Genomic DNA, 23,226 nt, shown 5'->3' on the forward strand with positions numbered 1-23,226 from the left:
CCATGGCCGAGCAGTCGACCGAGCACCTCGACCCGGCGGATGCCCGCCCCGAGCGGCTGCGGGTGTTCCTGGTGGACGATCACGCCATGTTCCGGGCCGGGGTGCGCGCGGAGTTGGGCGCCCACGTCGAGGTGGTGGGCGAGGCGAGCACAGTGGCCGAAGCGGTCACCCGGATCGCCGCCGCCGGACCGGACGTGGTGCTGCTCGACGTGCACATGCCCGACGGTGGCGGACGCGCGGTGTTGGAGGCGATGCGGCGCACCCACCCGCAGGTCAAGTTCCTGGCGCTGAGCGTCTCCGACGCGGCGGAGGACGTAATCGGGTTGATCCGTGCCGGTGCTCGGGGTTATGTCACCAAGACCATCTCCCCGGACGAGCTTGCCGCGGCGATCCGCCGGGTGGCGGACGGGGATGCGGTGTTCAGCCCACGGCTGGCCGGGTTCGTGTTGGATGCCTTCGCAGCCCGACCGGACGCCCCGGTGGCCGACCCAGAGTTGGACCAGCTCACCAACCGTGAGCGGGAGGTGCTGCGGCTGCTGGCCCGGGGGTACGCGTACAAGGAGATCGCCAAGGAGTTGTTCATCTCCATCAAGACCGTGGAGACGCACGTGTCGAACGTGCTGCGCAAGCTTCAGATGTCCAACCGCTACGAGCTTTCCCGCTGGGCGGCGGATCGCCGGCTCGTGTGACGTTGCGGCGTTTTGGCTGAAGGAGCAGATCAAGGATCTCGGCGCCCTCGGCCACCCAGCCGGTGATCGTGCCCGTAGAGCCGTAGTCGACCCGTCCGGATGGGTGGAAACGCGAGTGGTGGCGGACGTCCGATCGGGCAGGGCCCAACCCGGGGCGGCTCATCGAGGTTGATCCCGGGTGTTCGGATGAGCTTAGGTATTGCCTGCTCAGGGCTGCCCGCGTCGACCGTTTTATGATCATTTTTCAAGTATCGGCAACGTGGCGGGCAACTAACGGCTTGATAACGGCACCTTCACGGAAGCAGCCAGTGGGTGTCACAGTGGCAGCACCTCACCATCGGTGTGTGGCACTCCGTACGGCCCATGACCACGTCCTCGTCGATTGCGACGGTTCGTGGCCGTGCCTTCTGCGTCGTGTCGCGCCTCGTTGGAGAGGGAGCCCGGCGGATCGGAACATCAGGGGTGTCCCCAACTTCCCTGTGGTCCCGGCGACCCGCGCCCCGGGGTGGTCGGGCGGTGTCACCCCCAAACGTGCGTGAAACCCACGACGGAACCTGGTTAGAAAGAGGAGGCCCCTCGGAATGAGAGTCTCGAAGCGGGCGACGAGCGCCATCGCGCTCAGCGCGGCTGCCGCGCTTGTCGCGAGCGGTTGCTCGAGCGGCGGCGGCGACGAAACTGCCGCTGGCGCGGAAGGCTCCATCGTTGTCCACGGTGTCCAGCCGGAGAACCCGCTGGTTCCGTCGAACACCACGGAGACCGGCGGCGGCAAGATCATCGACTGGATGTGGACCGGCCTGGTCGAGTACCCGAACGACGGTGGGGCCCCGCGCAACGCGCTGGCGGAGTCCATCAACACGACGGACTCCAAGGTCTTTACGATCAAGATCAAGAAGGGTACCAAGTTCCACGACGGTACCGAGGTGAAGGCGAAGAACTTCGTCGACGCCTGGAACTGGGCCGCCTACTCGCCGAACGGCGCGCAGAACGGCACCTTCTTCGCCGACATCCAGGGCTTCGAGCAGACCTACACGTCTGACCCGGACGGCGCGGAGGGCCCGAAGAAGGCCCCGACGCCGGCGGCCGACAAGATGTCCGGCCTGAAGGTCATCGACGACCAGACCTTCGAGGTCACCCTGGCAGCGCCGACCGCGGTCTTCCCGACCAAGCTCGGCTACAGCGCCTTCATGCCGCTGCCGGACGCCTTCTTCACCATGAAGCCCGACGAGTTCGGCAAGAACCCGATCGGCAACGGCCCGGTGAAGTTCGTGTCGTGGAGCGACAACGTCCTCATCAAGCTGACGCGCTTCGACGACTACAACCTGCGCGACAAGATGAAGATCAAGGACGTCGACGTCAAGCTGTACCAGGACGAGACGGCCGCCTACGCCGACGTGCTCTCCAACAACCTGGACTTCCTGGAGTCGCTGCCCACCTCGGCGCTCGCCGGTGACAAGTGGAAGACCGACCTCGGTGACCGGGGCCGGTCGACCGTCACGCCGACGACCGCGCTGATCGCGTTCCCGATCTACGACAAGCGCTTCCAGAACGCGAAGCTGCGTCGTGCCGTGTCGCTGGCGATCAACCGGCAGGAGATCTCGGACAAGATCTTCTTTGGCACCCGCAAGCCGGCCGACAGCTGGGCGAACCCGCTGACCCCGGGCGCCAAGCCGGGTAACTGCACCGCCTGCAAGTTCGACGTGGCCACGGCCAAGACCCTGCTGGCCGAGGCCGGCGGCTTCACCGGTGAGATGGTCTTCTACTACAACGCCGACTCCAGCCACGGGGACTGGATGGACGCCGTTGCGCAGCAGATCAAGACCAACCTCGGCATCAACGCTCGGGCCGAGGGTGTGCCGACCTTCGCGGTCTTCCGCCAGAAGGTCAACGCCCACCAGATGACCGGCCCGTACCGCGCTGCCTGGCAGCAGGACTACCCGGACGTCGAGAACTGGATCAACCCGCTCTACATCACGGGTGGCTCCTCGAACGACGGCCTGTACAGCAACAAGGAGGTCGACGCCCTGGCGAAGCAAGCCAGCTCCGCGCCGAGCCTGGAGGCCTCGCACGAGGCGTTCACCAAGGCCGTCGAGAAGGTCGACCAGGACGTCCCGAGCATCCCGGTCTACTTCTACGGTCAGCAGTCGGGCCACTCGGAGAAGATCAAGAAGCTCGAGCTGAACAACGTCGGCGAGCTCGACATCACCTCGGTCGAGCTCTGATCCGTTCGGTCTGACCCCGGGTCGGGCTCGCCATATCCGGTGAGCCCGACCCGGGGCCGTTCCGCGAGAGAGTGTCACAACACTCCACTCGCACGTTGTCGCCACCGTGTCGGCCGTCCGGCGCGCCCCCTGTCTGGAGGACCACCCCATGGGCCGTTATCTGTTGAGACGGCTGCTGCAACTCGTGCCGGTCTTCATCGGTACGACGTTCCTGATCTACTGGCTCGTCTGGGCTGTCCCAGGCGATCCGTTCGCAGGAAAGTGCGGCGAGCGTCGCTGCCCGGACCAGTACATCGCCTTCATGACCGATAAGTACCACCTGGACCAGAACGTCTTCGTGCAGTACGGCAACTACATGAAGAACCTGCTCCAGGGTGACTTCGGTCAGACCTTCTCGCAGCAAGAGATCAGCGACATCATCGCGACCGCGTACCCGAACACGCTGAAGCTGGCCCTGGTGGCGCTCGCCATCGAGGCCGTCATCGGCCTCGGCGCCGGCGTGCTTACCGGTCTGCGGCGCAACGGCTTCCTGGACAACCTGGTCCTGGTCTCCACGCTCTTCCTGATCGCGCTGCCGGTCTTCGTGGTCGGCTTCGTGCTCCAGTGGCTGCTGGGTGTGCAGTGGCACATCGTCAAGCCGACCGTCTCCTCCGAGATGCGGTGGTCCGAGCTGATCGTGCCGGGCTTCGTGCTCGGCAGTGCGTCAGTGGCGTACATCGCCCGGGTGGCACGTACGAGCATCGCGGAGAACCGTCGCGCGGACTACGTGCGTACTGCCATCGCCAAGGGTCTGCCGATGCGCCGGGTGGTGGGCGTTCACCTGCTGCGCAACTCGCTCATCCCGGTGGTAACCCTGCTCGGCACCGACCTCGGCGCCCTGATGGGCGGCGCGATCGTCACCGAGGGGATCTTCGGCATCAACGGTATCGGCCGCTCGGTGTATCGCGCGATCGTGACCAAGGAGAGCGCCACTGTGGTGGGCATCGTGGTCGTCCTAGTGTTGGTCTATCTCGTGATGAACCTGCTGGTTGACCTGCTCTACGCCGCCTTGGACCCGAGGATTCGTTATGAGTGACCCGAGTACCGCATCGATCGTCAGCACCCCCGCCGCGCACCCGACCGAATCCGCCGCCCCCGCCGCGGGCCAGCCGCAGAGCAACGAAAAGCCGCGGGGCCTGCTCGGTGACGCCTGGCGGGACCTGCGGCGCAAGCCGCTGTTCTGGATCTCGGTCACCCTGATCGTGATCTTCCTTCTGATGGCGGCCTTCCCGTCGCTGTTCGCCCCCGGCGACCCGGTAAACGGATCGCTGACCAACAGCCTCAAGAAGCCGTCCGCCGATGGCTGGTTCGGCTACGACGTCCAGGGCCGCGACGTCTACGCCCGGACCATCTACGGTGCGCGGGCCTCCATCATCGTCGCTGTGCTCTCCGTGCTCGGCACTCTGCTCGTCGGCGGAGCCATGGGCATCATCGCCGGCTACCGCGGTGGCTGGGTGGACGGTCTGCTGAGCCGGATCGCCGACGTCTTCTTCGGTCTGCCCTTCGTGCTCGGCGCGATCGTCATCCTGACCACGTTCAACGGTTCGGGCTCCGGCAACAGCAAGGCCCAGATCATGAGCCTGGTCATCGCCTCGCTGGTCGTGCTGAGCTGGCCGGTCGTGATGCGGTTGATGCGCTCCTCGGTGCTCTCCACCAAGGAAGCCGACTACATCGTCGCGGCCCGCGCCCTGGGTGCCGGCACCGGCCGGATCATCCTGAAGCACCTGCTGCCGAACTGCCTGGCCCCGCTGCTGGTCTACGGCACGATCATGGTCGGCTCGTTCATCGGCGCCGAGGCCACTCTGTCGTTCCTGGGCGTTGGTCTGAAGTCGCCGGTGGTGTCCTGGGGCATCATGATCAGTGGCGGTAAGGATTTCATCCGGGTCGCGCCAGGGCTGGTCTTCTTCCCCGCCGCGTTCCTCGTCACCGCAGTGCTGAGCTTCGTGATGCTCGGTGAGGCGGTCCGCGAGGCCCTCGATCCGAAACTCCGCTAGGGGATATCCAGTGTCCGACATTCTCGTGTCTGAGCAGTCCGCGCCGGGATCCGGCGGATCCGGACGTCCCTCCGGCCGGCTGCTCGAGGTCGACGACCTGCGGGTGGAGTTCCGCACCCGGGACGGCGTCGCAAAGGTCATCAACGGGGTCACGTATCACGTCGACGCGGGGGAAACCCTCGCCGTGCTCGGCGAGTCCGGCTCCGGTAAGAGCGTCACGGCGCAGACCATCATGGGCATCCTCGACACGCCACCCGGCTTCGTCACCGGTGGGCAGGTCCGCTTCCACGGCAAGGACATGCTCGGCATGTCCAACGAGGAGCGCCGCCGCATCCGCGGTGAGGGCATCGCGATGATCTTCCAGGACGCGCTCTCCGCGCTGAACCCGGTCTTCACCGTCGGGTTCCAGATCGCCGAGCAGTTCCGGGTCCGGCGGGGTATGGGTCGCGCGGAGGCCAAGAAGCGCGCGATCGACATGCTCGACCAGGTCAAGATCCCGAACGCCAAGGGTCGGTTCAACAACTACCCACACCAGTTCTCCGGCGGTATGCGGCAGCGCGCGATGATCGCGATGTCGCTGGCGCTCGACCCGGAGGTGCTGATCGCGGACGAGCCGACGACCGCACTCGACGTGACCGTGCAGGCCCAGATCATGGACCTGCTCGCTGAGCTTCAGCGTGAGCGGCACATGGGCATGATCCTGATCACCCACGACCTCGGTGTGGTCGCCGACGTCGCGGACCGGATCGCGGTCATGTACGCGGGCCGGATCGTCGAGGAAGCCGACGTCTACGACCTGTACGCCAAGCCGGCGCACCCGTACACGATGGGCTTGATCGACTCGATCCCGCGGATGGACGAAAAGGGGCAGCAGCTCCGGACGATCAAGGGCCTCCCGCCGAACCTGATGAACATCCCGCCGGGCTGCCCGTTCAACCCGCGCTGCCCCATGGCTCAGCCGGTGTGCCGGGAGAAGGTGCCGCCGCTGCTGCAGGTGGGCTCCGCCCGGGCCAGCGCCTGCCACTTCGCCGAGGAGCTGGTGAACCGTGTCTGAGAACATCCTCGAGGTCCGTGACCTGGTCAAGCACTACCCCGTCACGCAGGGCGTGGTGTTCAAGAAGACCGTCGGTCAGGTCAAAGCGGTCGACGGTGTCTCGTTCGGTCTGCGCGCCGGCGAGACGCTCGGCGTGGTCGGCGAGTCCGGCTGCGGCAAGTCGACTCTCGCCCGGGTGCTGATGAACCTGGAGAAGCCGACCGCCGGCAGCGTCGTCTACAAGGGCGAGGACACCTCGAAGCTGTCGGGCGGGGCGCTGCGGCGCCTCCGCCGGCAGATTCAGCTGGTCATGCAGGACCCGTACACCTCGCTGAACCCGCGGATGACCGTCGGCGACCTGCTTGGTGAGCCGTTCGAGATTCACCCGGAGGTGGCGCCGAAGGGCAGCCGTCGGGCCAAGGTCCGGGAGCTGCTCGACCTGGTCGGGCTGAACCCGGAGCACATCAACCGGTACCCGCACCAGTTCTCCGGCGGTCAGCGTCAGCGCATCGGCATCGCCCGCGCGCTCGCGCTGCGGCCCGAGATCATCGTCTGCGACGAGCCGGTGTCGGCGCTGGACGTCTCCATCCAGGCCCAGGTGATGAACCTGCTGGAGCAGTTGCAGGGCGAGTTCGGGCTCTCGTACGTCTTCATCGCGCACGACCTGTCGGTGGTCCGTCACCTCTCCGACCGGGTCGCGGTGATGTACCTCGGCAAGATCGTCGAGATCGGCACCGAGGACGAGATCTACGAGCGGCCGACCCACCCGTACACCCAGGCTCTGCTCTCTGCCGTGCCGGTTCCGGACCCGACGCAGCGGCACAACAAGACGATCATCCGGCTTACGGGTGACGTGCCGTCGCCGATCAGCCCGCCCTCGGGCTGCCGGTTCCGGACCCGCTGCTGGAAGGCGCAGGATGTCTGCGCCGAGCAGGTCCCGCTGCTGGAGATCCGGCAGGAGTCCGACCACCCGAGTGCCTGCCACTTCGCGGAGCGGCGCGAGATCGTCGCCACGCACGAGGCGTAGCTCTCCCGAACCGCCTGCCGACGTCACCACGACGACGGCAGGCGGTTTCGTCGGTCCGTGCCCGGATCGGGCCGCTCCCGTGCCGAATGGGTCGGCCGGTGCTTCGCGGCCGCCTCGGAGGCCAGCGGCCCGTTGACGCGGCCTACAGCGGGCCGCGGCCCGCGCGGAGCAGCAGCAGAGCCAACTGGGTGCCATCCGCGCCGAGCTCGACCCGGAACCGCTCCAGGATCTCCCGTTCCCGGGAGAGCACGAGACGTGTCCCGCCGGACGCCATCCGGGTCGCCCCCACCTCTTGGGACAACGCGGCCCGCTCCTGCCAGAGCGTGATCAGCGCGTGGTCGATCTCGTCGATCCGTTCCCTGATCTGCACGATCCGCGCGGAGGCGGCTGGCTCCCTGGTGCCGGTCAGTGGCTCGGCCGGCCCATCGCCCTCGACCGCTGGCGGCGTGGACGCCGCTGGCTCGCCCCCGGCCGCCGCAGGCTGCTCAGCCTTCGGTCGGATCGGGCCGCCGTTCTGCTCCATCACGTCTGTCATCATCGGGTACCTCTCGCACTGTGGTGCCCGGTGCCCGAAACCTGGGACGGAAAAAGCCCCGGACTCCAGGAGCCCGGGGCTTTCGAAGGTCTGAATCGATCAGGCGCGACCTACGGCAGCCGGACTCCCGGTGCCATAGTAAAAGTGGTAGCGCGCAGCGATCACGTCGTCGAGTATGCCCACGTCGGCGCCGGGTGCGCAAGGCCTCCCTTGCGCCTCGGCGCAGCGGGAGGGGAAGTGTCTGGCCGGCGGCATAGACTTGTCGGGCGATGCATCCTCTCTTCGACATCCCCGCGTCCCCGCCTGCGCCGGAGTCCGCGCCGGCCCGCCCGCACCGACCTGGGCCGGCCGCTGCGCGCCTCGATCCGCAGCAGCTGCTTGCCGGGCTGAACGGGCCACAGCGCGACGCCGTCAGCCACGCCGGCTCGCCGCTGCTCATCGTGGCCGGCGCTGGTTCCGGCAAGACCCGGGTGCTCACGCACCGGATCGCCTACCTGCTCGCCGCACGGGACGTGCATCCGGGGGAGATCATCGCGATCACCTTCACCAACAAGGCGGCCGGCGAGATGAAGGAGCGCGTCGCCGCCCTCGTGGGCCCCCGGGCCCGCCTGATGTGGGTGTCGACGTTCCACTCCGCGTGCGTCCGGATTCTGCGCGCCGAGCACGAGCACGCCGGCCTCAAGTCGACCTTCTCGATCTACGACGCGGACGACTCCCGCCGGCTGATGCAGTTGGTCACCCGCGAGCTGGATCTCGATCCAAAGCGCTACCCGGCGCGCGGGCTGGCCGCCCAGGTCTCCAATCTCAAGAACGAGCTGGTCGACCCGGAGCAGTTCGCGGCGCGGGCCACCGGGCCCAACGAGCGGGCTCTGGCCGAGGCGTACACGCTCTACCAGCGCCGGCTGCGCGAGGCGCACGCACTGGACTTCGACGACCTGATCATGACCACGGTGCACCTGCTTCAATCCCACCCGCACGTCGCGGAGAGCTACCGTCGGCGGTTCCGGCACGTGCTGGTAGACGAATACCAGGACACCAACCACGCTCAGTACACGCTGATCAAGGAGCTGGTCTCCGGCACCGACGGGCTGGAGGCCGCAGAGCTGTGCGTGGTCGGCGACGCCGATCAGTCGATCTACGCGTTCCGGGGTGCGACGATCCGCAACATCCTGGAGTTCGAACGGGACTTCACCGATGCGCGGACGATTCTGCTGGAGCAGAATTACCGCTCCACGCAGACCATCCTCAACGCGGCCAACGCGGTGATCGACCGGAACACCTCCCGCAAACCCAAGCGGCTGTGGAGTGAAGCCGGCGCCGGTGAGCAGATCGTCGGCTACGTGGCCGACACCGAGCACGCAGAGGCCGACTGGGCGGCCCGGGAGATCGACCGGCTTGTCGACGCCGACGAGACCCGGCCCGGGGACGTCGCGGTCTTCTACCGCACCAACGCCCAGTCGCGCGTCTTCGAAGAGGTGTTCATCCGCGTCGGCCTGCCTTACAAGGTGGTCGGCGGGGTGCGCTTCTACGAGCGCAAGGAGGTCCGCGACGCACTGGCGTACCTGCGTTCGGTGGTCAACGACGACGACACGGTGAGCCTGCGGCGAGTGCTCAACACTCCCCGCCGGGGGATCGGCGACCGCGCCGAGGCGTGTGTCGAGGCGCTCTCCAGCCGCGACCGGATCTCGTTCGGCGCGGCGCTGCGCCGCGCCCGCGAGGCGCCGGGCATCTCCAGCCGGGCGGCCAACGGCATCGGCGACTTCGTGGCGCTGCTCGATGGCGCCCGGGAACTGGCCGAGACCGGCACCCCCGAGGAGGTGCTGGAGGCGCTACTGACCCGCTCGGGCTACCTCACCGAGCTGGAGGAGAGCCTGGACCCACAGGACGCCGGCCGGGTGGACAACCTCCAGGAGCTGGTCAGCGTCGCCCGGGAGTACACCGAGCGGATAGAGGCGCAGGGCGAGGAGGGGGAGCGGGCCACCCTGGCCGGCTTCCTGGAGCAGGTGGCGCTGGTCGCCGACGCCGACCAGATCCCCTCGGACGACCCCGACCACCAGGGCGTGGTCACCCTGATGACGTTGCACACCGCCAAGGGGCTGGAGTTCCCGGTGGTCTTCCTGACCGGGCTGGAGGACGGCGTCTTCCCGCACCTGCGCTCGCTGGGCGACACCCGCGAGCTGGAGGAGGAGCGCCGGCTGGCGTACGTCGGCATCACCCGTGCCCGGCAGAGGCTCTACCTCTCCCGGGCGGTGACCCGCTCGGCGTGGGGGCAGCCGTCCTACAACCCACCGTCGCGGTTCCTGGAGGAGTTGCCGTCGGAGCTGGTGCGCTGGGAGCGCACCGAAGGGTCGTACACCTCGTGGGCTGGCGGGGGCGGCGGCGTCGGCGGTCGTGCGGACCGCGCGCCCGGCGGTCGAGGCACCTTCACCGGGGGCACGCCGAAGGCGGCCCAGCTGGCCCAGCGGCTCGGCGTGGACGCCAGCCGGCTGACCACGGCCAGCGAGCTGCCGCAGGGGCCGAAGGTGTCTGCCGGCGACCGGGTCAATCACCAGCGGTACGGGCTGGGGCGAGTGCTCGCCGTCGAGGGGCACGGCCCGGGTGCCCGTGCGCAGATCGACTTCGGCGACCAGACCATGTGGCTGGTGCTACGGCACGCCCCGGTCGACAAGCTCTGACCCGCCGGGCTGGGTCGGCGCCCGCCGCCCGCGAGATCACCGCCCGCAAGATCGCACTGAATCAAGGAAAGAGTGGCCTCCGGCACCACTGAGGCCACTCTTTCCTTGATGTTGCGCGCGGACCACCCGGGGGAGCAGGTGCGGTCGCGCGGCGATGCGGCACTCTGCCTCAGCAGCCCAGGTCCACGCCGTGCGCCCGCATGAACGGGGCCGGGTCGATCTGGTTCCACATGCCCTGGTGCACCTCGAAGTGCAGGTGCGGGCCGGTGGCGTCGCCGGTGGCGCCTTCGTAGCCGATGACCTGGCCGGCCTTGACCTTCTGGCCGACCGTGACCGCGATGCGGCTCTGGTGGGCGTAGTGGGTGAGGTACCCGTTGCCGTGGTCGATGAAGACGGAGTTGCCGTACCCGTCGGAGGCGTCCCCGGCCTGGGTCACGGTGCCGGCGGCCGCGGCGCGGATCGGGGTACCGGAGGGCAGCGCCAGGTCGATACCGGCGTGCAGGGTGCCCCAGCGCTCCCCGTAGCAGGAGGTGACTGCGGCGCCCGGCATCGGGTCGACCCAGGCGGGCGTGGGCTTGGTGGTCTTCTTCGGCTTCGGCTTGGCCTTCGCGGCGACCGTCGTCGTGGGTGTCGGGCTGACGCTGGCCGCTGACGGGCTCGGCGTCGGGCTGGCCGAGGGGGCGACCGGCGTGCTCGACTCGCGGGCGGAGCGGTCCGCCCGGCTGGCGGCCTCGGCCCGGGACTGCGCGTCGAGTGAGACGGCGGCCGGTGCGGGGTGGTCGGTGCCGGTGGTGGCGACGGCGACGCCACCGAGGCCGAGGGCCACCAGAGCGGCGGCGGCAAGCACGATGAGGCGGTTACGCCGACCGGCGCGCTGCGGCTGCTCGGTCCGGGTTGTGTCGGGGGTGTTCTCGTTCTGGACGGGGCTGTCTTCCTGCACGGCGGGCCTTCACAGTCGAGGGGCACTTGACCTCGAAATACTGGTGTCGGGCCGAGCGGCGGTCGGTACGGGGATCGCGCGGCCGGGCGGTGGACCGTGGGCCGCGTGCCCGGATATGACCCGATGTGCAGCGCTACATCCGGAAAAGTGATCATGTTGCCTGGTGTCGCCGGTCACAGTCGGCGCTGTGACCCGGCAGACATCGGCCGGGAGTCCGCAACGAAAAACCGCCCGGATCGACAGATCCGGGCGGTCAGCGGTCGTTACGCAGCGTCAGGAGCCGGCTACCTCGCTGTAAATTGCCTCGACTTGCAGCTTGATGTCCACTCCGCGCCTCTGGAGGAAGGGCACCGGGTCTTCCGGCTGGCCCTTGACATGGATCTCCAGGTGCAGGTGGGTGCCGTAGGCATGGCCGGTCTGGCCCACCAGGCCGAGCTGGTCGCCAGCCTTGACCTGCTGGCCTTCCTTGACGCTCACCGCGGAGGAGTGGCCGTAGATGGCCTCGCTGCCGTCGGCGTGCTGCACGATCACGGCGTTGCCGTAACCGCCGAACCAGCCGGCCTTGGTGACCAGGCCGTCGTGGATCGCCACATAGGGAGTGCCCTCAGCGGCGACCAGGTCCACGCCGGTGTGCAGCTTGCCCCAGCGCACCCCGTAGGGGGAGTTGAAGTCGTAACCCTGCAGCGGCAGCAGCCAGACCTCGGGCTCGGCGCTGTCCTTGCTGCGGCTGTCCCGGGAGGCGCGGTCGGCGTTGTCCGCACGCTCTGCGGCCTGCTGGCTGGTGACCGACGCCTGCTTGAGCTCGTCGAGGACCGTCGGGCTGACGTCCTTGGCATCCGGCAGGGCGCTCGCGCCCAGTGCGACGATGCCGGCACCGACGAACGCGGTGGTGACGACGGCGGCGTAACGGCTACGCGGTGGGGTGGGCACGCGGCGACGACCGCGATATCGATCGGGCTCAGACGACAGGCGCTGGCGCACGCACACCCTCCGTTGTCGGGGTTCCGAAGCGGCCGGTGGGCGTTCGTGAAGCTGCGATGAACGTCCGCTGACCGCGTCGTCACCCGTCCATGGACCTGATGACAACCGTGGACACGTTAGCCAACCACCAGACGAGTCACAAGCTAGACCGGAAAATTGGCGTGTCGATCTGTCCGATTGCGTCCATGATTGTCACGCATCGCGACGCTGAACGGTGCCCCTGTTGCTGCCCGTTCGTCGCCGAGCGTGACCGGTCCGGCGGAGTCGTCCAGCTTGACTGCGGGGCAGTGCAGGAACACCTCGGCGGCACAGCCGGATCGTCTCGGCCGCCCACCGAGGGCTGCTTCGTGGTCGCACCGACGGTGACCAGTCATCGAGCCCGGTTTCCGGCCCCGATTTCCCGGGCCGGGTCCGCCAGGTTACCGTTCGTTCAGGTGAAGGCCGTGGAGCCGGTGAAAGGTGTGCGCTGATGAGCTCTCGTATTCGGGTCGTCGTCGCCAAGCCGGGCCTGGACGGCCACGACCGGGGCGCGAAGGTCGTCGCGCGCGCCCTGCGGGACGCCGGGATGGAGGTCGTCTACACCGGCCTGCACCAGACCCCCGAGCAGATCGTGGAAACCGCGATCCAGGAGGACGCCGACGCGGTCGGCCTGTCTGTTCTCTCCGGCGCGCACATGACGCTCTTCCGGCGGGTGCTGGAACTGCTCGGTGAGCGGGACGCCCGCGACATCGTCGTTTTCGGCGGCGGCATCATTCCGAACGGCGACATCCCCGAGTTGGAAAAGCTGGGCGTCGCAAAGATCTTCACGCCGGGTGCCACCACTCAGTCGATTGTCGAGTGGGTCCGACAGAACGTCGCGCAGCCGGTCTCCTGAGGCAGGTCGCCAAAGGCATGCCACGGCAGGCCGCAACGGGTGACGACGACTGAGGCCGGGCACGGGGGGAGGGACCGGACGCACCCCTCACACGTCCGGCCCCTCTATGCACGATGCCCCGCCGCCACCCCTCGACCGACAGGGCATCGGCCGTCTCCCGTCATCGCGCTGTTCAGCGCTCCGACACCTGACTCAACGACGCCCCCACGGCCGGGTTACGCAACCCCGACAACATCGCCCGGACGGTGGATGCCGCCCGAGTCCGGACCGGAAATCAGCCGCGTCCGATGCCCGCATGTGCATTACCGCACACCGCGCACCCGCTCGGTTGCCAGTGGTGCCGACCTCGCTAGGCTGCGGCCAATGGCCTGTTTCAACTGATGACAGGCGTCAAACTGTTTTCTGAACGCTGGTGGCGGCGCGACGGCGCGCCGCGGAGACGGGACGGGACGCGCAAACGTGGACCTGTACGAGTACCAGGGGCGGGACCTGTTCGAGCGGCACGGCTTGCCCGTGCTGGCCGGCGGCGTCGCCACTACCCCGGAAGAGGCCCGCGCGATCGCCGAACGCCTCGGCGGTCGCGTGGTCGTCAAGGCGCAGGTGAAGGTCGGCGGCCGAGGTAAGGCCGGCGGCGTCAAGCTGGCCGAGGGCCCGGATGAGGCGGTGGCGAGGGCCACCGACATCCTCGGCATGGACATCAAGGGTCACACCGTCCACAAGGTCATGATCACGGTGACCGCGGACGTGGTCGACGAGTACTACTTCTCGTACCTGCTCGACCGGGCGAACCGCACCTTCCTCTGCATCGCCAGCGTCGCCGGCGGCATGGACATCGAGCAGGTCGCCGCCGAGACTCCCGACAAGGTCGTGAAGGCCCCGATCGACGCCGTGAAGGGCGTGGACGAGGCCAAGGCTCGCGAGATCGTGACCGCTGCCGGCTTCCCGGCCGAGGTCGCCGAGCAGGTTGTCGAGGTGGCCGTCGGCCTGTGGCAGGCGTTCGTCGCCGAGGACGCCACGCTGGTGGAGGTCAACCCGCTGGCCAAGAACGGCGACGGTCGGCTGCTGCTGCTCGACGCCAAGATCAGCCTGGACGAGAACGCGGCGTTCCGGCACCCGGACCACGAGGCACTTGTCGACCAGGCTGCGGTGGATCCGCTGGAGCAGGCCGCCAAGGCCAAGGACCTCAACTACGTCAAGCTCGACGGCGAGGTCGGCATCATCGGCAACGGCGCGGGTCTGGTCATGTCGACCCTCGACGTGGTCGCGTACGCCGGTGAGCGGCACGGCAACGTCAAGCCGGCCAACTTCCTCGACATCGGCGGCGGCGCGAGCGCCGCGGTGATGGCGAACGGGCTGGAGATCGTGCTCTCCGACCCGGCCGTGAAGAGCGTCTTCGTCAACGTCTTCGGTGGCATCACCGCCTGCGACGAGGTCGCCAACGGCATCATCCAGGCGCTGGCCCTGCTGGAGCAGCGTGGCGAGCAGGTCACCAAGCCGCTCGTCGTCCGTCTCGACGGCAACAACGCCGAGGCTGGTCGGGCGATCCTGGACAGCGCGAACAACCCGCTCGTACAGCGGGTGGACACCATGGACGGTGCGGCCGAGCGGGCCGCCGAGCTGGCAGCTGCGGGGGTCTGAACATGGCTATCTGGCTGACCAAGGACTCGAAGGTCATCGTCCAGGGGATGACCGGTTCCGAGGGTTCCAAGCACACCCGGCGGATGCTCGCCGCCGGCACCAACGTGGTGGGCGGCGTCAACCCGCGCAAGGCGGGCCAGAAGGTCGACTTCGACGGCACCGAGCTGCCGGTCTTCGCGTCCGTGGCGGACGCCATGGCCGAGACCGGTGCGGACGTCACTGTCATCTTCGTGCCGCCGCAGTTCACCAAGGCCGCCGTGGTCGAGGCGATCGACGCCGCGATTCCGCTGGCCGTGGTGATCACCGAGGGCGTTCCGGTGCACGACACCGCGTCGTTCTGGGCGTACAACGTGGCGCAGGGTGAGCGGACCCGGATCATCGGGCCGAACTGCCCGGGCATCGCCTCGCCGGGTGCCTCCAACGCCGGCATCATCCCTGCCGACATCACCGGCTCCGGCCGGATCGGCCTGGTCAGCAAGAGCGGCACGCTGACCTACCAGATGATGTACGAGCTGCGCGACATCGGCTTCTCCACCTGCGTCGGCATCGGCGGTGACCCGATCATCGGGACCACCCACATCGACGCCCTGGCGGCGTTCGAGGCCGACCCGGAGACCGACGCCATCGTGATGATCGGTGAGATCGGCGGCGACGCCGAGGAGCGGGCCGCGGAGTTCATCAAGGCCAACGTCACCAAGCCGGTGGTCGGCTACATCGCCGGCTTCACCGCCCCTCCCGGCAAGACCATGGGTCACGCCGGGGCGATCATCTCCGGCTCGGCGGGCACCGCCGAGGCGAAGCAGGCGGCGCTGGAGGCGGTCGGCGTCAAGGTCGGCAAGACGCCGACCGAGACCGCCCGTCTCATGCGGGAGATCATGTCCGGCAGCTGAGCCGGCCAGGCAACACACCGGAGGGGGTCGACCGCAGCTTGGTCGGCCCCCTCCGGCGTACCACCGGGCCGCCGAACGGACCGTAGGCTGCCGGCGTGCTGACAGTGCAGCGGCTGAGGGCCGACCACGCGGACGCTCTGCTGGCGTTCGAACGGGAGAACCGGGCGTACTTCGCGCGCTCGGTGCCGGATCGTGGCGACGCGTACTTTTCCGGGTTCGCCGATCGGCACCGCGCGTTGTTGGCGGAGCAGGAGGCGGGCCTGTGTCACTTCCACGTCGTCCTGACCGAGCAGGGTGACCTGGTCGGTCGGGTCAACCTCGTGGATGTCGCGGCCGGGTTCGCCGAACTCGGCTACCGGGTCGGTGAGCGGGCCGCCGGCAAGGGCGTCGCCACCGCGGCTGTCGAGCAGGTGTGCCACCTGGCCGCCGACGACTACCGGCTCGCCGGTCTCACCGCGCTGGCCACCCTCGACAATCCGGCGTCCCAGGCGGTGCTGGCACGCACCGGGTTCACCGTGACCGGTGAGACCAGCATCGGCGGCCGCCCCGCTCTGCGCTACCAGCGTCAGCTCGCTGGCCAACCAGCCCGCTCAGTCGTTGTTCCAGAACGGGTAGTTGCCGGTCGCGCGCAGGATTGCTCCGCCGATGATGTTGATCACGCCGAAGACGATGGCGAGGTAGCCGAGCAACGGTGACTGCCCGTACCGGCGGGCGTCTCGGATGGACAGGTATCCAAAGATGATGCCGAGGATGCCGCAGCAGATCAGCCCCAGCACGATGCCCAGCACGCCCCAGAGCGTGGTCCGGTCCCGTCCCTGGGCCGGTGGCGGCGGGGGCGGCGGGTATGGCGTCGTCACAGCTTCCTCCGCGTGGTCGTGGGCTGTGTATCGACCCGGACCGTGATCGGCGGACCGACCCGGGTGGCAACCACTCGCGCCCCTCTGGGCCGAGGCTAGACCGGACCGGACGGTCCGGACGCAGGTTCGGCCAACTCGCCGCCCTTTGGACGGGTTAACGGACTGCCGCCGCCCGCACGACGTGCCAGAGTAGAGCGGATGTCCCCCGTCACCCCTGACCGTCCCAGCCGTCCCGGCGGTGTACGCGCCGACGACCGGCCGGTCGACCGTGCCGCACGGGCCCGGCGGGTGCCCGCGCCCCGCACGGGCGGGTCACCACGCGGGCGTGCACCGTTGCCCGTCGCCGCCGCGGTGGCTGCCGGCTGGGCTGCCCTCACCTCATACCTGCCGGTCGCCATCGTGCTGGGCCTGGTCCAACTCGGCGCGGATTCCACCACCCTGACCAGCACCCTGCGCACCGCACTGGCCGGCTGGCTGCTGGGGCACGGCGTGCCAATGCACACCGAGTCCGGTCCACTCGGGCTCGCCCCGCTGGCGCTGACCGTGCTCGCGCTCTGGCGACTGACCCGAGCCGGCGTGCACGTCAGCCGCGCGATCGGTGCCCGCGACACCCGCTCACCGCGTCGGGCGCTGCTCGCCGCGGGCGCGGTCGGCATCGCGTACGCGCTGCTTGGCGCGCTCGCGGCGGTGCTGGTCGGCACCGACGGGCCGAATGTGTCCCCGATCCGTGCGGGAGCCACCTTCGCGGTGGTCGGCACACTCGCCGCGCTGGTCGGCGCGACCCGCATCACCGCGGTGACCCGGCTTCTCGTCGCCCGGCTGCCCGGCCCCGTGCGCGACGGTGTTCGCACCGGTCTGGTGGCCGGGCTGCTGGTGCTCGGCGCGGGCGCCGGCGCGGCCGGCCTGGCGGTGGCGACCGGCGGCGGCGACGCGGCGGACATGATCGGCGCGTACCGGACCGGGGTTGCCGGGCAGGCCGGAATCACCCTGGTCAGCGTGGCGTACGCGCCGAACGCGGCGATCTGGTCTGCCAGCTACCTGCTCGGGCCGGGCTTCGCGGTCGGCATCGACACCGCGGTTCGCACCAGCGAGGTTTCGGTCGGCGCGCTGCCGGCCGTGCCATTGCTCGCCGGCCTGCCGCGTGGCCCGGTGGACGGCTTCGGCACCCTGCTGCTCGCGGTGCCGGTGCTGGCCGGGATGGTCGCCGGCTGGCTGCTCGCACGCCGGGTGGCCCGACTCGCCGGGCCGGAGCGGGCCCCACAGCGCTGGGCCGAGTTGCTGGCGCCCGCGGCGCTGGCCGGGCCGGTGGCCGGCGTGCTGCTCGGAGTAGCCGCCGCGGTCTCCGGCGGGCCGCTCGGTGCCGGTCGACTGGCGCAGGTCGGGCCGGTGGGCTGGCAGGTCGGGGCGGTGGCGGCCACTGTCGTCGCGGTCGGGGCACTGCTCGGTGCCGCCGCCACCCGAGCGCTCACCCGCACCCCCTAGAAACGAGCGCGGGGCGCCCCGGACGAATCCGGAGCGCCCCAGGCGTGCTGGGTCCGTCAGGGCTGGGTCGGCAGGCCGAGGTCCAGCGCGATGCTCAGGATGATCCCGATGATGCCGAGCCCGACGCCGACCGCACCACAGATCAGGCCGGCCTTGGCCTGCCCGGCGTTGTTGGCCTGACCCTGGGCGACCTTCTGCCGGGCGAGGTAACCCGTCACGATGCCCGCGATGCCGACCGGGAGGCCCAGGTAGAAGCAGCAGAGCAGCGGGATCGACGCGATACCGAGGATCATCGACACCAGGCCGAGGGTGTTGTTCTGCCCCTGCGCCTGCGGGTAACCGGCGTTCGGGTACGTCGGGCCGCCGCCGTACTGGGGCTGCTGCTGGCCGTACTGGGGCTGCTGCTGGCCGTACGGGTCCTGGTAGGGCTGCTGCTGGCCGTACGGCTGACCGGAGACCGGCGGCTGGCCGTACGGGGCGGCCGGCGGTTGACCGTACTGGGGAGCCGGCGGCTGGCCGTACGGGGCGGCGGGCTGCTGGCCGTACGGAGCGGCCGGTTGCTGACCGTAGGGGGCGGCCGGCGGCGGGGCGTACGGGTCGTGCGGCGGCTGGGGAGCGGTCGGGTCCTGGTTGGGCTGCTGGCCGTACGGGTCCTGGCCGGGGTTACCGGGTTGCATTCGAGAAACTCCTTGAACTGGTTCCGTCAGTTGCTGCTGTTGTTTCCACCCATGATCGCTGCCAGCCCTCGGAATGCACAGCACAGCAACACGACGACATCGTCATATTGCCAGGGATTGACGGCTGCCGTTGAGAGCGGGGATCGGGCGGCATGGGTGCTCCTCAATTCAGCGACACGGCTGGCCTGCCGGGTCAGTGACGGGGCGCGGGTCGGCGCGGCGTTCGGCCCGAGCGAGCGGCAGCGTACCGGGTCGATGCTCGTCAGCCCTGTCAAGATCGGCGTGCCGCCCAGCCGAAGGGCGTCCTGACCTGCCCGATAGGGTGGCCCGGTGACCGAGCCTGCGTCTGTCGCCCGCATCGTCGTCCTCATCTCCGGCTCCGGGAGCAACCTTCAGTCGCTGCTGGATGCCGCCGCCGACCCCGCGTACGGCGCACAGGTCGTCGCGGTCGGCGCGGACCGCGACGGCATCGCGGGCCTGGACCGGGCCGAAGCGGCCGGGGTGCCGACCTTCGTCGAGCGGGTCCGCGACCACGACACCCGGGAGGACTGGGACGCCGCGCTCACCGCGCACGTCGCGAAGCACCAACCCGACCTGGTCATCTCCGCCGGTTTCCTCAAGCTGGTCGGCCCGCAGTTCCTCGCCGCGTTCGGTGACCGCTACCTGAACACGCACAACACTCTGCTGCCGGCGTTCCCCGGCATCCATGGCCCGCGTGACGCTCTCGCCTACGGCGTGAAGCTCACCGGGGCCACCCTCTTCTTCGTCGACGCGGGCATGGACACCGGGCCGATCGTCGCGCAGGTCGCGGTGCCGGTGCTCGACGACGACGACGTGGACGCGCTCACCGAGCGCATCAAGGAAGCCGAGCGGCGCCAGCTCGTCGAGCAGGTCGGTCGCCTGGTCCGCGAAGGCTGGACCATCACCGGAAGGAAGGTCACGGTTCCGTGAGTCCTACTCAGGACGGGCGCCGCCCGATCAGGCGGGCGCTGGTCAGCGTCTACGACAAGACCGGGCTGGTCGAGCTGGCTCAGGCCCTGCACGCAGCCGGTGTGGAGATCGTTTCCACCGGCAGCACGGCCGGCACCATCGCCGCCGCCGGCGTGCCGGTGACGCCGGTGGAGACGGTGACCGGGTTCCCCGAGGTGCTCGACGGTCGGGTGAAGACCCTGCACCCGAAGGTGCACGCGGGTCTCCTCGCCGACCTGCGCAAGGACACGCACGTGGCACAGCTCGACGAGCTGGGGGTGGCGGCGTTCGACCTGTTGGTCTCCAACCTCTACCCCTTCCAGGCGACCGTCGCCTCCGGCGCCGGCGTCGAGGAGTGCGTGGAGCAGATCGACATCGGTGGCCCGGCCATGGTGCGGGCTGCGGCCAAGAACCACGCCTCGGTCGCCGTACTCACCGACCCGACCGGTTACTCGTCGCTGATCGGCGCGCTCAGCGAGGGTGGCTTCACCCTGGCCCAGCGTCGCGCGTTGGCCGCGCGGGCGTTTGCCGACATCGCCGAGTACGACGTGGCAGTGGCCCAGTGGTGCGCCCAGGAGTTGGCCCCGGCCGACGACTCGTGGCCGGCGTTCACCGGGTCGGCGCTGCGTAAGTCGACGGTGCTGCGCTACGGGGAGAACCCGCACCAGCCTGCCGCGCTCTACACCGACCCGGACGCCCCGGCGGGGCTGGCCCAGGCCGAGCAGCTGCACGGCAAGGAGATGTCGTACAACAACTACGTCGACGCGGACGCCGCGTGGCGGGCCGCAAACGACTTCGCCGACCAGCCGGCCGTGGCGATCATCAAGCACGCCAACCCGTGCGGCATCGCGGTGGGCGCGGACGTGGCCGAAGCGCATCGCAAGGCCCACGCCTGCGATCCGGTGTCGGCGTACGGGGGCGTGATCGCGGTCAACCGGCCGGTCTCGGTCGAGCTGGCCCGGCAGGTCGCCGACATCTTCACCGAGGTGGTGGTCGCCCCCGGCTTCGACGAGGGTGCGGTCGAGGTGCTGCAGGGCAAGAAGAACATCCGGCTGCTGCGCGCGCCGGCCTGGAGCCCGGCGAAGGTCGAGTGGCGGCCGGTGACCGGTGGCGTGCTGACGCAGGTCGCCGACCGTGTGGACGCACCCGGTGACGACCCGGCAAGCTGGCAGTTGGCGACCGGCGAGGCCGCCGATGAGGAGCTGCTGCGGGACCTCGCGTTCGCGTGGCGGGCGGTCCGCGCGGTGAAGAGCAACGCGATCCTGCTCGCCAAGGACGGTGCCACCGTCGGGGTCGGCATGGGTCAGGTCAACCGGGTCGACTCGGCTCAGCTCGCGGTCAGCCGCGCTGGTGCCGATCGGGCACGCGGTTCGGTCGCCGCTTCGGACGCGTTCTTCCCGTTCGCCGACGGACCGCAGATCCTCATCGACGCAGGCGTCCGCGCCATCGTCCAACCCGGCGGCTCGATCCGCGACGAAGAGGTAATCGAAGCGGCCAAGAAGGCCAACGTAACGATGTACCTAACCGGAACGCGCCACTTCTTCCACTAACCCGCGTTGATCATGGGGTTGACGGGCGACAAGCCGGACGAAACGGCCCGTCAACCCCATGGTCACCGTGGTTGGGGAGTGGGGTGGGTGGGTTGGGTCAGGGGGTTGCGGGGCGCAGCTCCGCGAAGTGGCAGGCGGACGGGTGTGGGTCCGCTGCGCGGGGGACGGTCGCCGGGTCTTCGACGGCGCAGATGTCCTGGGCCTTCCAGCAGCGGGTCCGGAAGTGGCACCCGCTCGGCGGGTCGGCCGGGCTAGGCACGTCGCCAACCAGCCGGATCATGTTGCGCTGCTCGCGGGCCTCCGGGTCCGGCACCGGCACGGCAGAGAGCAGAGCCTGGGTGTACGGGTGGGTGGCCCGCTCGTAGATCTCGTCGTCGGTGCCGATCTCGACGATCCGGCCGAGGTACATCACCGCGACGCGGTCGGCGATGTGCCGCACCACGGACAGGTCGTGGGCGATGAAGATGTACGAGAGCCCGAGCTCGTCCTGCAACTGCTTCAGCAGGTTGATCACCTGGGCCTGGATGGAGACGTCCAGAGCCGACACCGGCTCGTCGCAGACGATCACCTCGGGCTTCAGCGCCAGGGCGCGGGCAATGCCGATGCGCTGACGCTGACCGCCGGAGAACTGGTGCGGGTACCGGTTGATGTGCTCCGGGTTGAGCCCGACCAGGTCAAGCAGCTCCTGGACCCGCTTCTGCTTGCTGCCCTTCGGCGCGGCATCCGGGTGGATCTCGAACGGCTCGCCGATGATGTCGCCGACGGTCATCCGCGGGTTCAGCGAGGTGTACGGGTCCTGCATCACCATCTGCATGTTGCGGCGCAGCCGACGCAGCTCGCCCCCGGAAGCCTTGAACAGGTCCCTGCCCTCCAGGGTTGCCTGTCCGGACGTGGGCGTCTCCAGCCGCATCAGCAGCCGGGCGAGGGTGGACTTGCCGCAACCGGACTCGCCGACCACACCCAGCGTCTCGCCCCGGCGCAGCTCGAAGCTCACCCCGTCGACAGCCTTGACCGCGCCGATCTGCCGCTGAAACAGCACGCCCTGGGTGATCGGGAAATGCTTCACCAGGTTGTCGACGGAGAGGATGGTCTCGCCGCGGACCTTGGTGGAGTTAGCGGGCGACGCTGTCATCACGGACCTCCTGCGCGAAGTGGCAAGCGCTGGTCCGGCCGTCGCCGAGGACCAGGTCGTGCGGCACGACGTCCACGCAGACCTGCTGGACGTACGGGCACCGCGGGTGGAACGGGCAGCCGGACGGGATGCGCATCAGGTTCGGCGGCAACCCCTTGATCGTCGACAGTTCCTGGCCACGGACGTCCAACCGCGGGATCGACTCCAACAACCCCTTGGTGTACGGGTGGGCCGGCGCCTTGTAGAGCGAACGGACGTCGGCGTGCTCGACGATCCGGCCGGCGTACATGACCGCGATCCGGTCTGCGACACCGGCGACCACACCCAGGTCGTGGGTGATCAGGATCATCGCCATGTTGAGTTCCCGGCGTAGGTCGGCCAGCAGGTCCATGATCTGGGCCTGCACGGTGACGTCGAGTGCCGTGGTGGGCTCGTCGGCGATCAGCACCTTCGGGTCCAGCGCCAGCGCCATGGCGATCATGACGCGCTGCCGCATACCGCCGGAGAACTGGTGCGGGTAGTCGCCGACCCGCTTCGCGGCGCCCGGGATCTTGACCAGGTCCATCAACTCGACGGCGCGGCGCCGGGCGTCGGCCCGGGACATGCCGGCGCGCTGGCGCAGCGTCTCGCCGATCTGCCAGCCGACCGGAAAGACCGGGTTCAGCGCGGAGAGCGCGTCCTGGAAGATCATCGCGATCTCCGAGCCGCGGATCTGCCGGCGCTGCTCCTCGGAGCGCGTGAGCAGGTCCTGACCCTGGTAGAGGATCTGGCCGGAACGGATGAAAGCGGGCGGCGTGTCCAGAATGCCCATGATCGCCTGGGCGGTGACCGACTTGCCCGAGCCCGACTCGCCGAGCACGGCCAGCGTCTCGCCAGCGTCGAGGTGGTACGAGACGCCGTTGATCACCCGGGCCACGCCCTCGTTGGTGCGGAACTCGATGTGCAGGTCCCGCAACTCCAGCAGGTGGCCGCCCTCGGGCGTGGCGGAGGCTGGCGTGGGTTGAATAGTCATGACAGTGCTTGCC

General features: G+C 69.3%; 21 protein-coding genes. 14 read left to right on the plus strand and 7 right to left on the minus strand.

The features are described 5' to 3' along the window. Window positions 1–2: 2 nt before the first annotated feature. The 6 genes from ACLQ28_RS01135 to ACLQ28_RS01160 all read left to right on the plus strand — a co-directional run bounded on the left by ACLQ28_RS01135 (window position 3) and on the right by ACLQ28_RS01160 (window position 7,001). Window positions 3–689, plus strand: coding sequence for a response regulator (locus tag ACLQ28_RS01135; protein ID WP_425684311.1), 687 nt, complete (start codon window positions 3–5; stop codon window positions 687–689). A gap of 581 nt (window positions 690–1,270) precedes the next feature. Further along, complete coding sequence (locus ACLQ28_RS01140; protein ID WP_425684312.1) at window positions 1,271–2,908, plus strand: peptide ABC transporter substrate-binding protein; 1,638 nt, start codon at window positions 1,271–1,273, stop codon at window positions 2,906–2,908. Between the two features lie 148 nt (window positions 2,909–3,056). Continuing rightward, window positions 3,057–3,983 (plus strand): ABC transporter permease, encoded by a 927-nt coding sequence (locus ACLQ28_RS01145; protein ID WP_425684313.1) that lies wholly within the window; start codon window positions 3,057–3,059, stop codon window positions 3,981–3,983. Next, window positions 3,976–4,941 carry an ABC transporter permease gene (locus ACLQ28_RS01150; protein WP_425684314.1) on the plus strand — a complete coding sequence of 322 codons (966 nt, stop codon included), beginning with the start codon at window positions 3,976–3,978 and terminating at the stop codon, window positions 4,939–4,941. The genes ACLQ28_RS01145 and ACLQ28_RS01150 overlap by 8 nt, the downstream gene beginning before the upstream one ends. A 25-nt stretch (window positions 4,942–4,966) precedes the next feature. Next, window positions 4,967–5,995 (plus strand): ABC transporter ATP-binding protein, encoded by a 1,029-nt coding sequence (locus ACLQ28_RS01155; RefSeq protein ID WP_425684743.1) that lies wholly within the window; start codon window positions 4,967–4,969, stop codon window positions 5,993–5,995. Then, entirely contained in the window at window positions 5,988–7,001 is a 1,014-nt protein-coding gene (locus ACLQ28_RS01160; protein ID WP_425684315.1) for an ABC transporter ATP-binding protein, read from the plus strand. Before ACLQ28_RS01155 ends, ACLQ28_RS01160 begins: the two co-directional genes overlap by 8 nt. Before the next feature lie 142 nt (window positions 7,002–7,143). Here ACLQ28_RS01160 and ACLQ28_RS01165 read toward each other — a convergent pair whose 3' ends face one another. Next, window positions 7,144–7,539: a chorismate mutase gene (locus ACLQ28_RS01165; protein WP_425684316.1), complete on the minus strand. Its 396-nt coding sequence runs from the start codon at window positions 7,537–7,539 to the stop codon at window positions 7,144–7,146. A 266-nt stretch (window positions 7,540–7,805) separates the two neighbouring features. Here ACLQ28_RS01165 and pcrA point away from each other — a divergent pair, with 266 nt between their 5' ends. Continuing rightward, entirely contained in the window at window positions 7,806–10,211 is a 2,406-nt protein-coding gene (pcrA, locus tag ACLQ28_RS01170) for a DNA helicase PcrA (RefSeq protein WP_425684317.1), read from the plus strand. 169 nt (window positions 10,212–10,380) lie between these two features. On the opposite strand, the gene ACLQ28_RS01175 is transcribed toward pcrA, so the two are convergent. Beyond that, entirely contained in the window at window positions 10,381–11,151 is a 771-nt protein-coding gene (locus tag ACLQ28_RS01175; protein WP_425684318.1) for a M23 family metallopeptidase, read from the minus strand. 273 nt (window positions 11,152–11,424) lie between these two features. Then, window positions 11,425–12,132, minus strand: coding sequence for a M23 family metallopeptidase (locus ACLQ28_RS01180; protein ID WP_425684319.1), 708 nt, complete (start codon window positions 12,130–12,132; stop codon window positions 11,425–11,427). A gap of 469 nt (window positions 12,133–12,601) precedes the next feature. Between ACLQ28_RS01180 and ACLQ28_RS01185 the strand changes: the two genes are divergently transcribed. From ACLQ28_RS01185 to ACLQ28_RS01200, 4 genes are all read left to right on the plus strand, one after another. Continuing rightward, window positions 12,602–13,006, plus strand: coding sequence for a cobalamin B12-binding domain-containing protein (locus ACLQ28_RS01185; RefSeq protein WP_425684320.1), 405 nt, complete (start codon window positions 12,602–12,604; stop codon window positions 13,004–13,006). 459 nt (window positions 13,007–13,465) lie between these two features. Next, a complete protein-coding gene (sucC, locus tag ACLQ28_RS01190) occupies window positions 13,466–14,644 on the plus strand; it encodes an ADP-forming succinate--CoA ligase subunit beta (RefSeq protein WP_425684321.1) in 1,179 nt (392 codons plus the stop codon). 2 nt (window positions 14,645–14,646) lie between these two features. Next, on the plus strand, window positions 14,647–15,534 hold the full coding sequence (gene sucD / locus ACLQ28_RS01195) for a succinate--CoA ligase subunit alpha (protein ID WP_425684322.1): 888 nt from the start codon (window positions 14,647–14,649) through the stop codon (window positions 15,532–15,534). Window positions 15,535–15,629: 95 nt separating this feature from the next. Continuing rightward, window positions 15,630–16,229: a GNAT family N-acetyltransferase gene (locus ACLQ28_RS01200; RefSeq protein WP_425684323.1), complete on the plus strand. Its 600-nt coding sequence runs from the start codon at window positions 15,630–15,632 to the stop codon at window positions 16,227–16,229. Here the strand turns inward: ACLQ28_RS01200 and ACLQ28_RS01205 are convergent. Then, window positions 16,125–16,391, minus strand: coding sequence for a DUF4190 domain-containing protein (locus ACLQ28_RS01205; RefSeq protein ID WP_110563003.1), 267 nt, complete (start codon window positions 16,389–16,391; stop codon window positions 16,125–16,127). The genes ACLQ28_RS01200 and ACLQ28_RS01205 overlap by 105 nt on opposite strands. 198 nt (window positions 16,392–16,589) lie before the next feature. Here ACLQ28_RS01205 and ACLQ28_RS01210 point away from each other — a divergent pair, with 198 nt between their 5' ends. Continuing rightward, on the plus strand, window positions 16,590–17,873 hold the full coding sequence (locus ACLQ28_RS01210) for a DUF6350 family protein (protein ID WP_425684324.1): 1,284 nt from the start codon (window positions 16,590–16,592) through the stop codon (window positions 17,871–17,873). Window positions 17,874–17,929: 56 nt separating this feature from the next. Here ACLQ28_RS01210 and ACLQ28_RS01215 read toward each other — a convergent pair whose 3' ends face one another. Then, entirely contained in the window at window positions 17,930–18,550 is a 621-nt protein-coding gene (locus tag ACLQ28_RS01215; protein WP_425684325.1) for a DUF4190 domain-containing protein, read from the minus strand. A 330-nt stretch (window positions 18,551–18,880) separates the two neighbouring features. Between ACLQ28_RS01215 and purN the strand changes: the two genes are divergently transcribed. Further along, on the plus strand, window positions 18,881–19,501 hold the full coding sequence (gene purN, locus ACLQ28_RS01220; RefSeq protein ID WP_425684326.1) for a phosphoribosylglycinamide formyltransferase: 621 nt from the start codon (window positions 18,881–18,883) through the stop codon (window positions 19,499–19,501). Then, window positions 19,498–21,069: a bifunctional phosphoribosylaminoimidazolecarboxamide formyltransferase/IMP cyclohydrolase gene (purH, locus tag ACLQ28_RS01225; protein WP_425684327.1), complete on the plus strand. Its 1,572-nt coding sequence runs from the start codon at window positions 19,498–19,500 to the stop codon at window positions 21,067–21,069. The genes purN and purH overlap by 4 nt, the downstream gene beginning before the upstream one ends. A 97-nt stretch (window positions 21,070–21,166) precedes the next feature. Here purH and ACLQ28_RS01230 read toward each other — a convergent pair whose 3' ends face one another. Together ACLQ28_RS01230 and ACLQ28_RS01235 are read right to left on the minus strand one after the other, a co-directional pair. Continuing rightward, on the minus strand, window positions 21,167–22,201 hold the full coding sequence (locus tag ACLQ28_RS01230) for an ABC transporter ATP-binding protein (RefSeq protein ID WP_110562998.1): 1,035 nt from the start codon (window positions 22,199–22,201) through the stop codon (window positions 21,167–21,169). Further along, window positions 22,182–23,213, minus strand: coding sequence for an ABC transporter ATP-binding protein (locus ACLQ28_RS01235; protein ID WP_425684328.1), 1,032 nt, complete (start codon window positions 23,211–23,213; stop codon window positions 22,182–22,184). Before ACLQ28_RS01235 ends, ACLQ28_RS01230 begins: the two co-directional genes overlap by 20 nt. Between the last annotated feature and the right edge of the window lie 13 nt (window positions 23,214–23,226).

The sequence above is a fragment of the Micromonospora sp. DT201 genome, from assembly GCF_049841575.1.
Lineage (GTDB): Bacteria > Actinomycetota > Actinomycetes > Mycobacteriales > Micromonosporaceae > Micromonospora.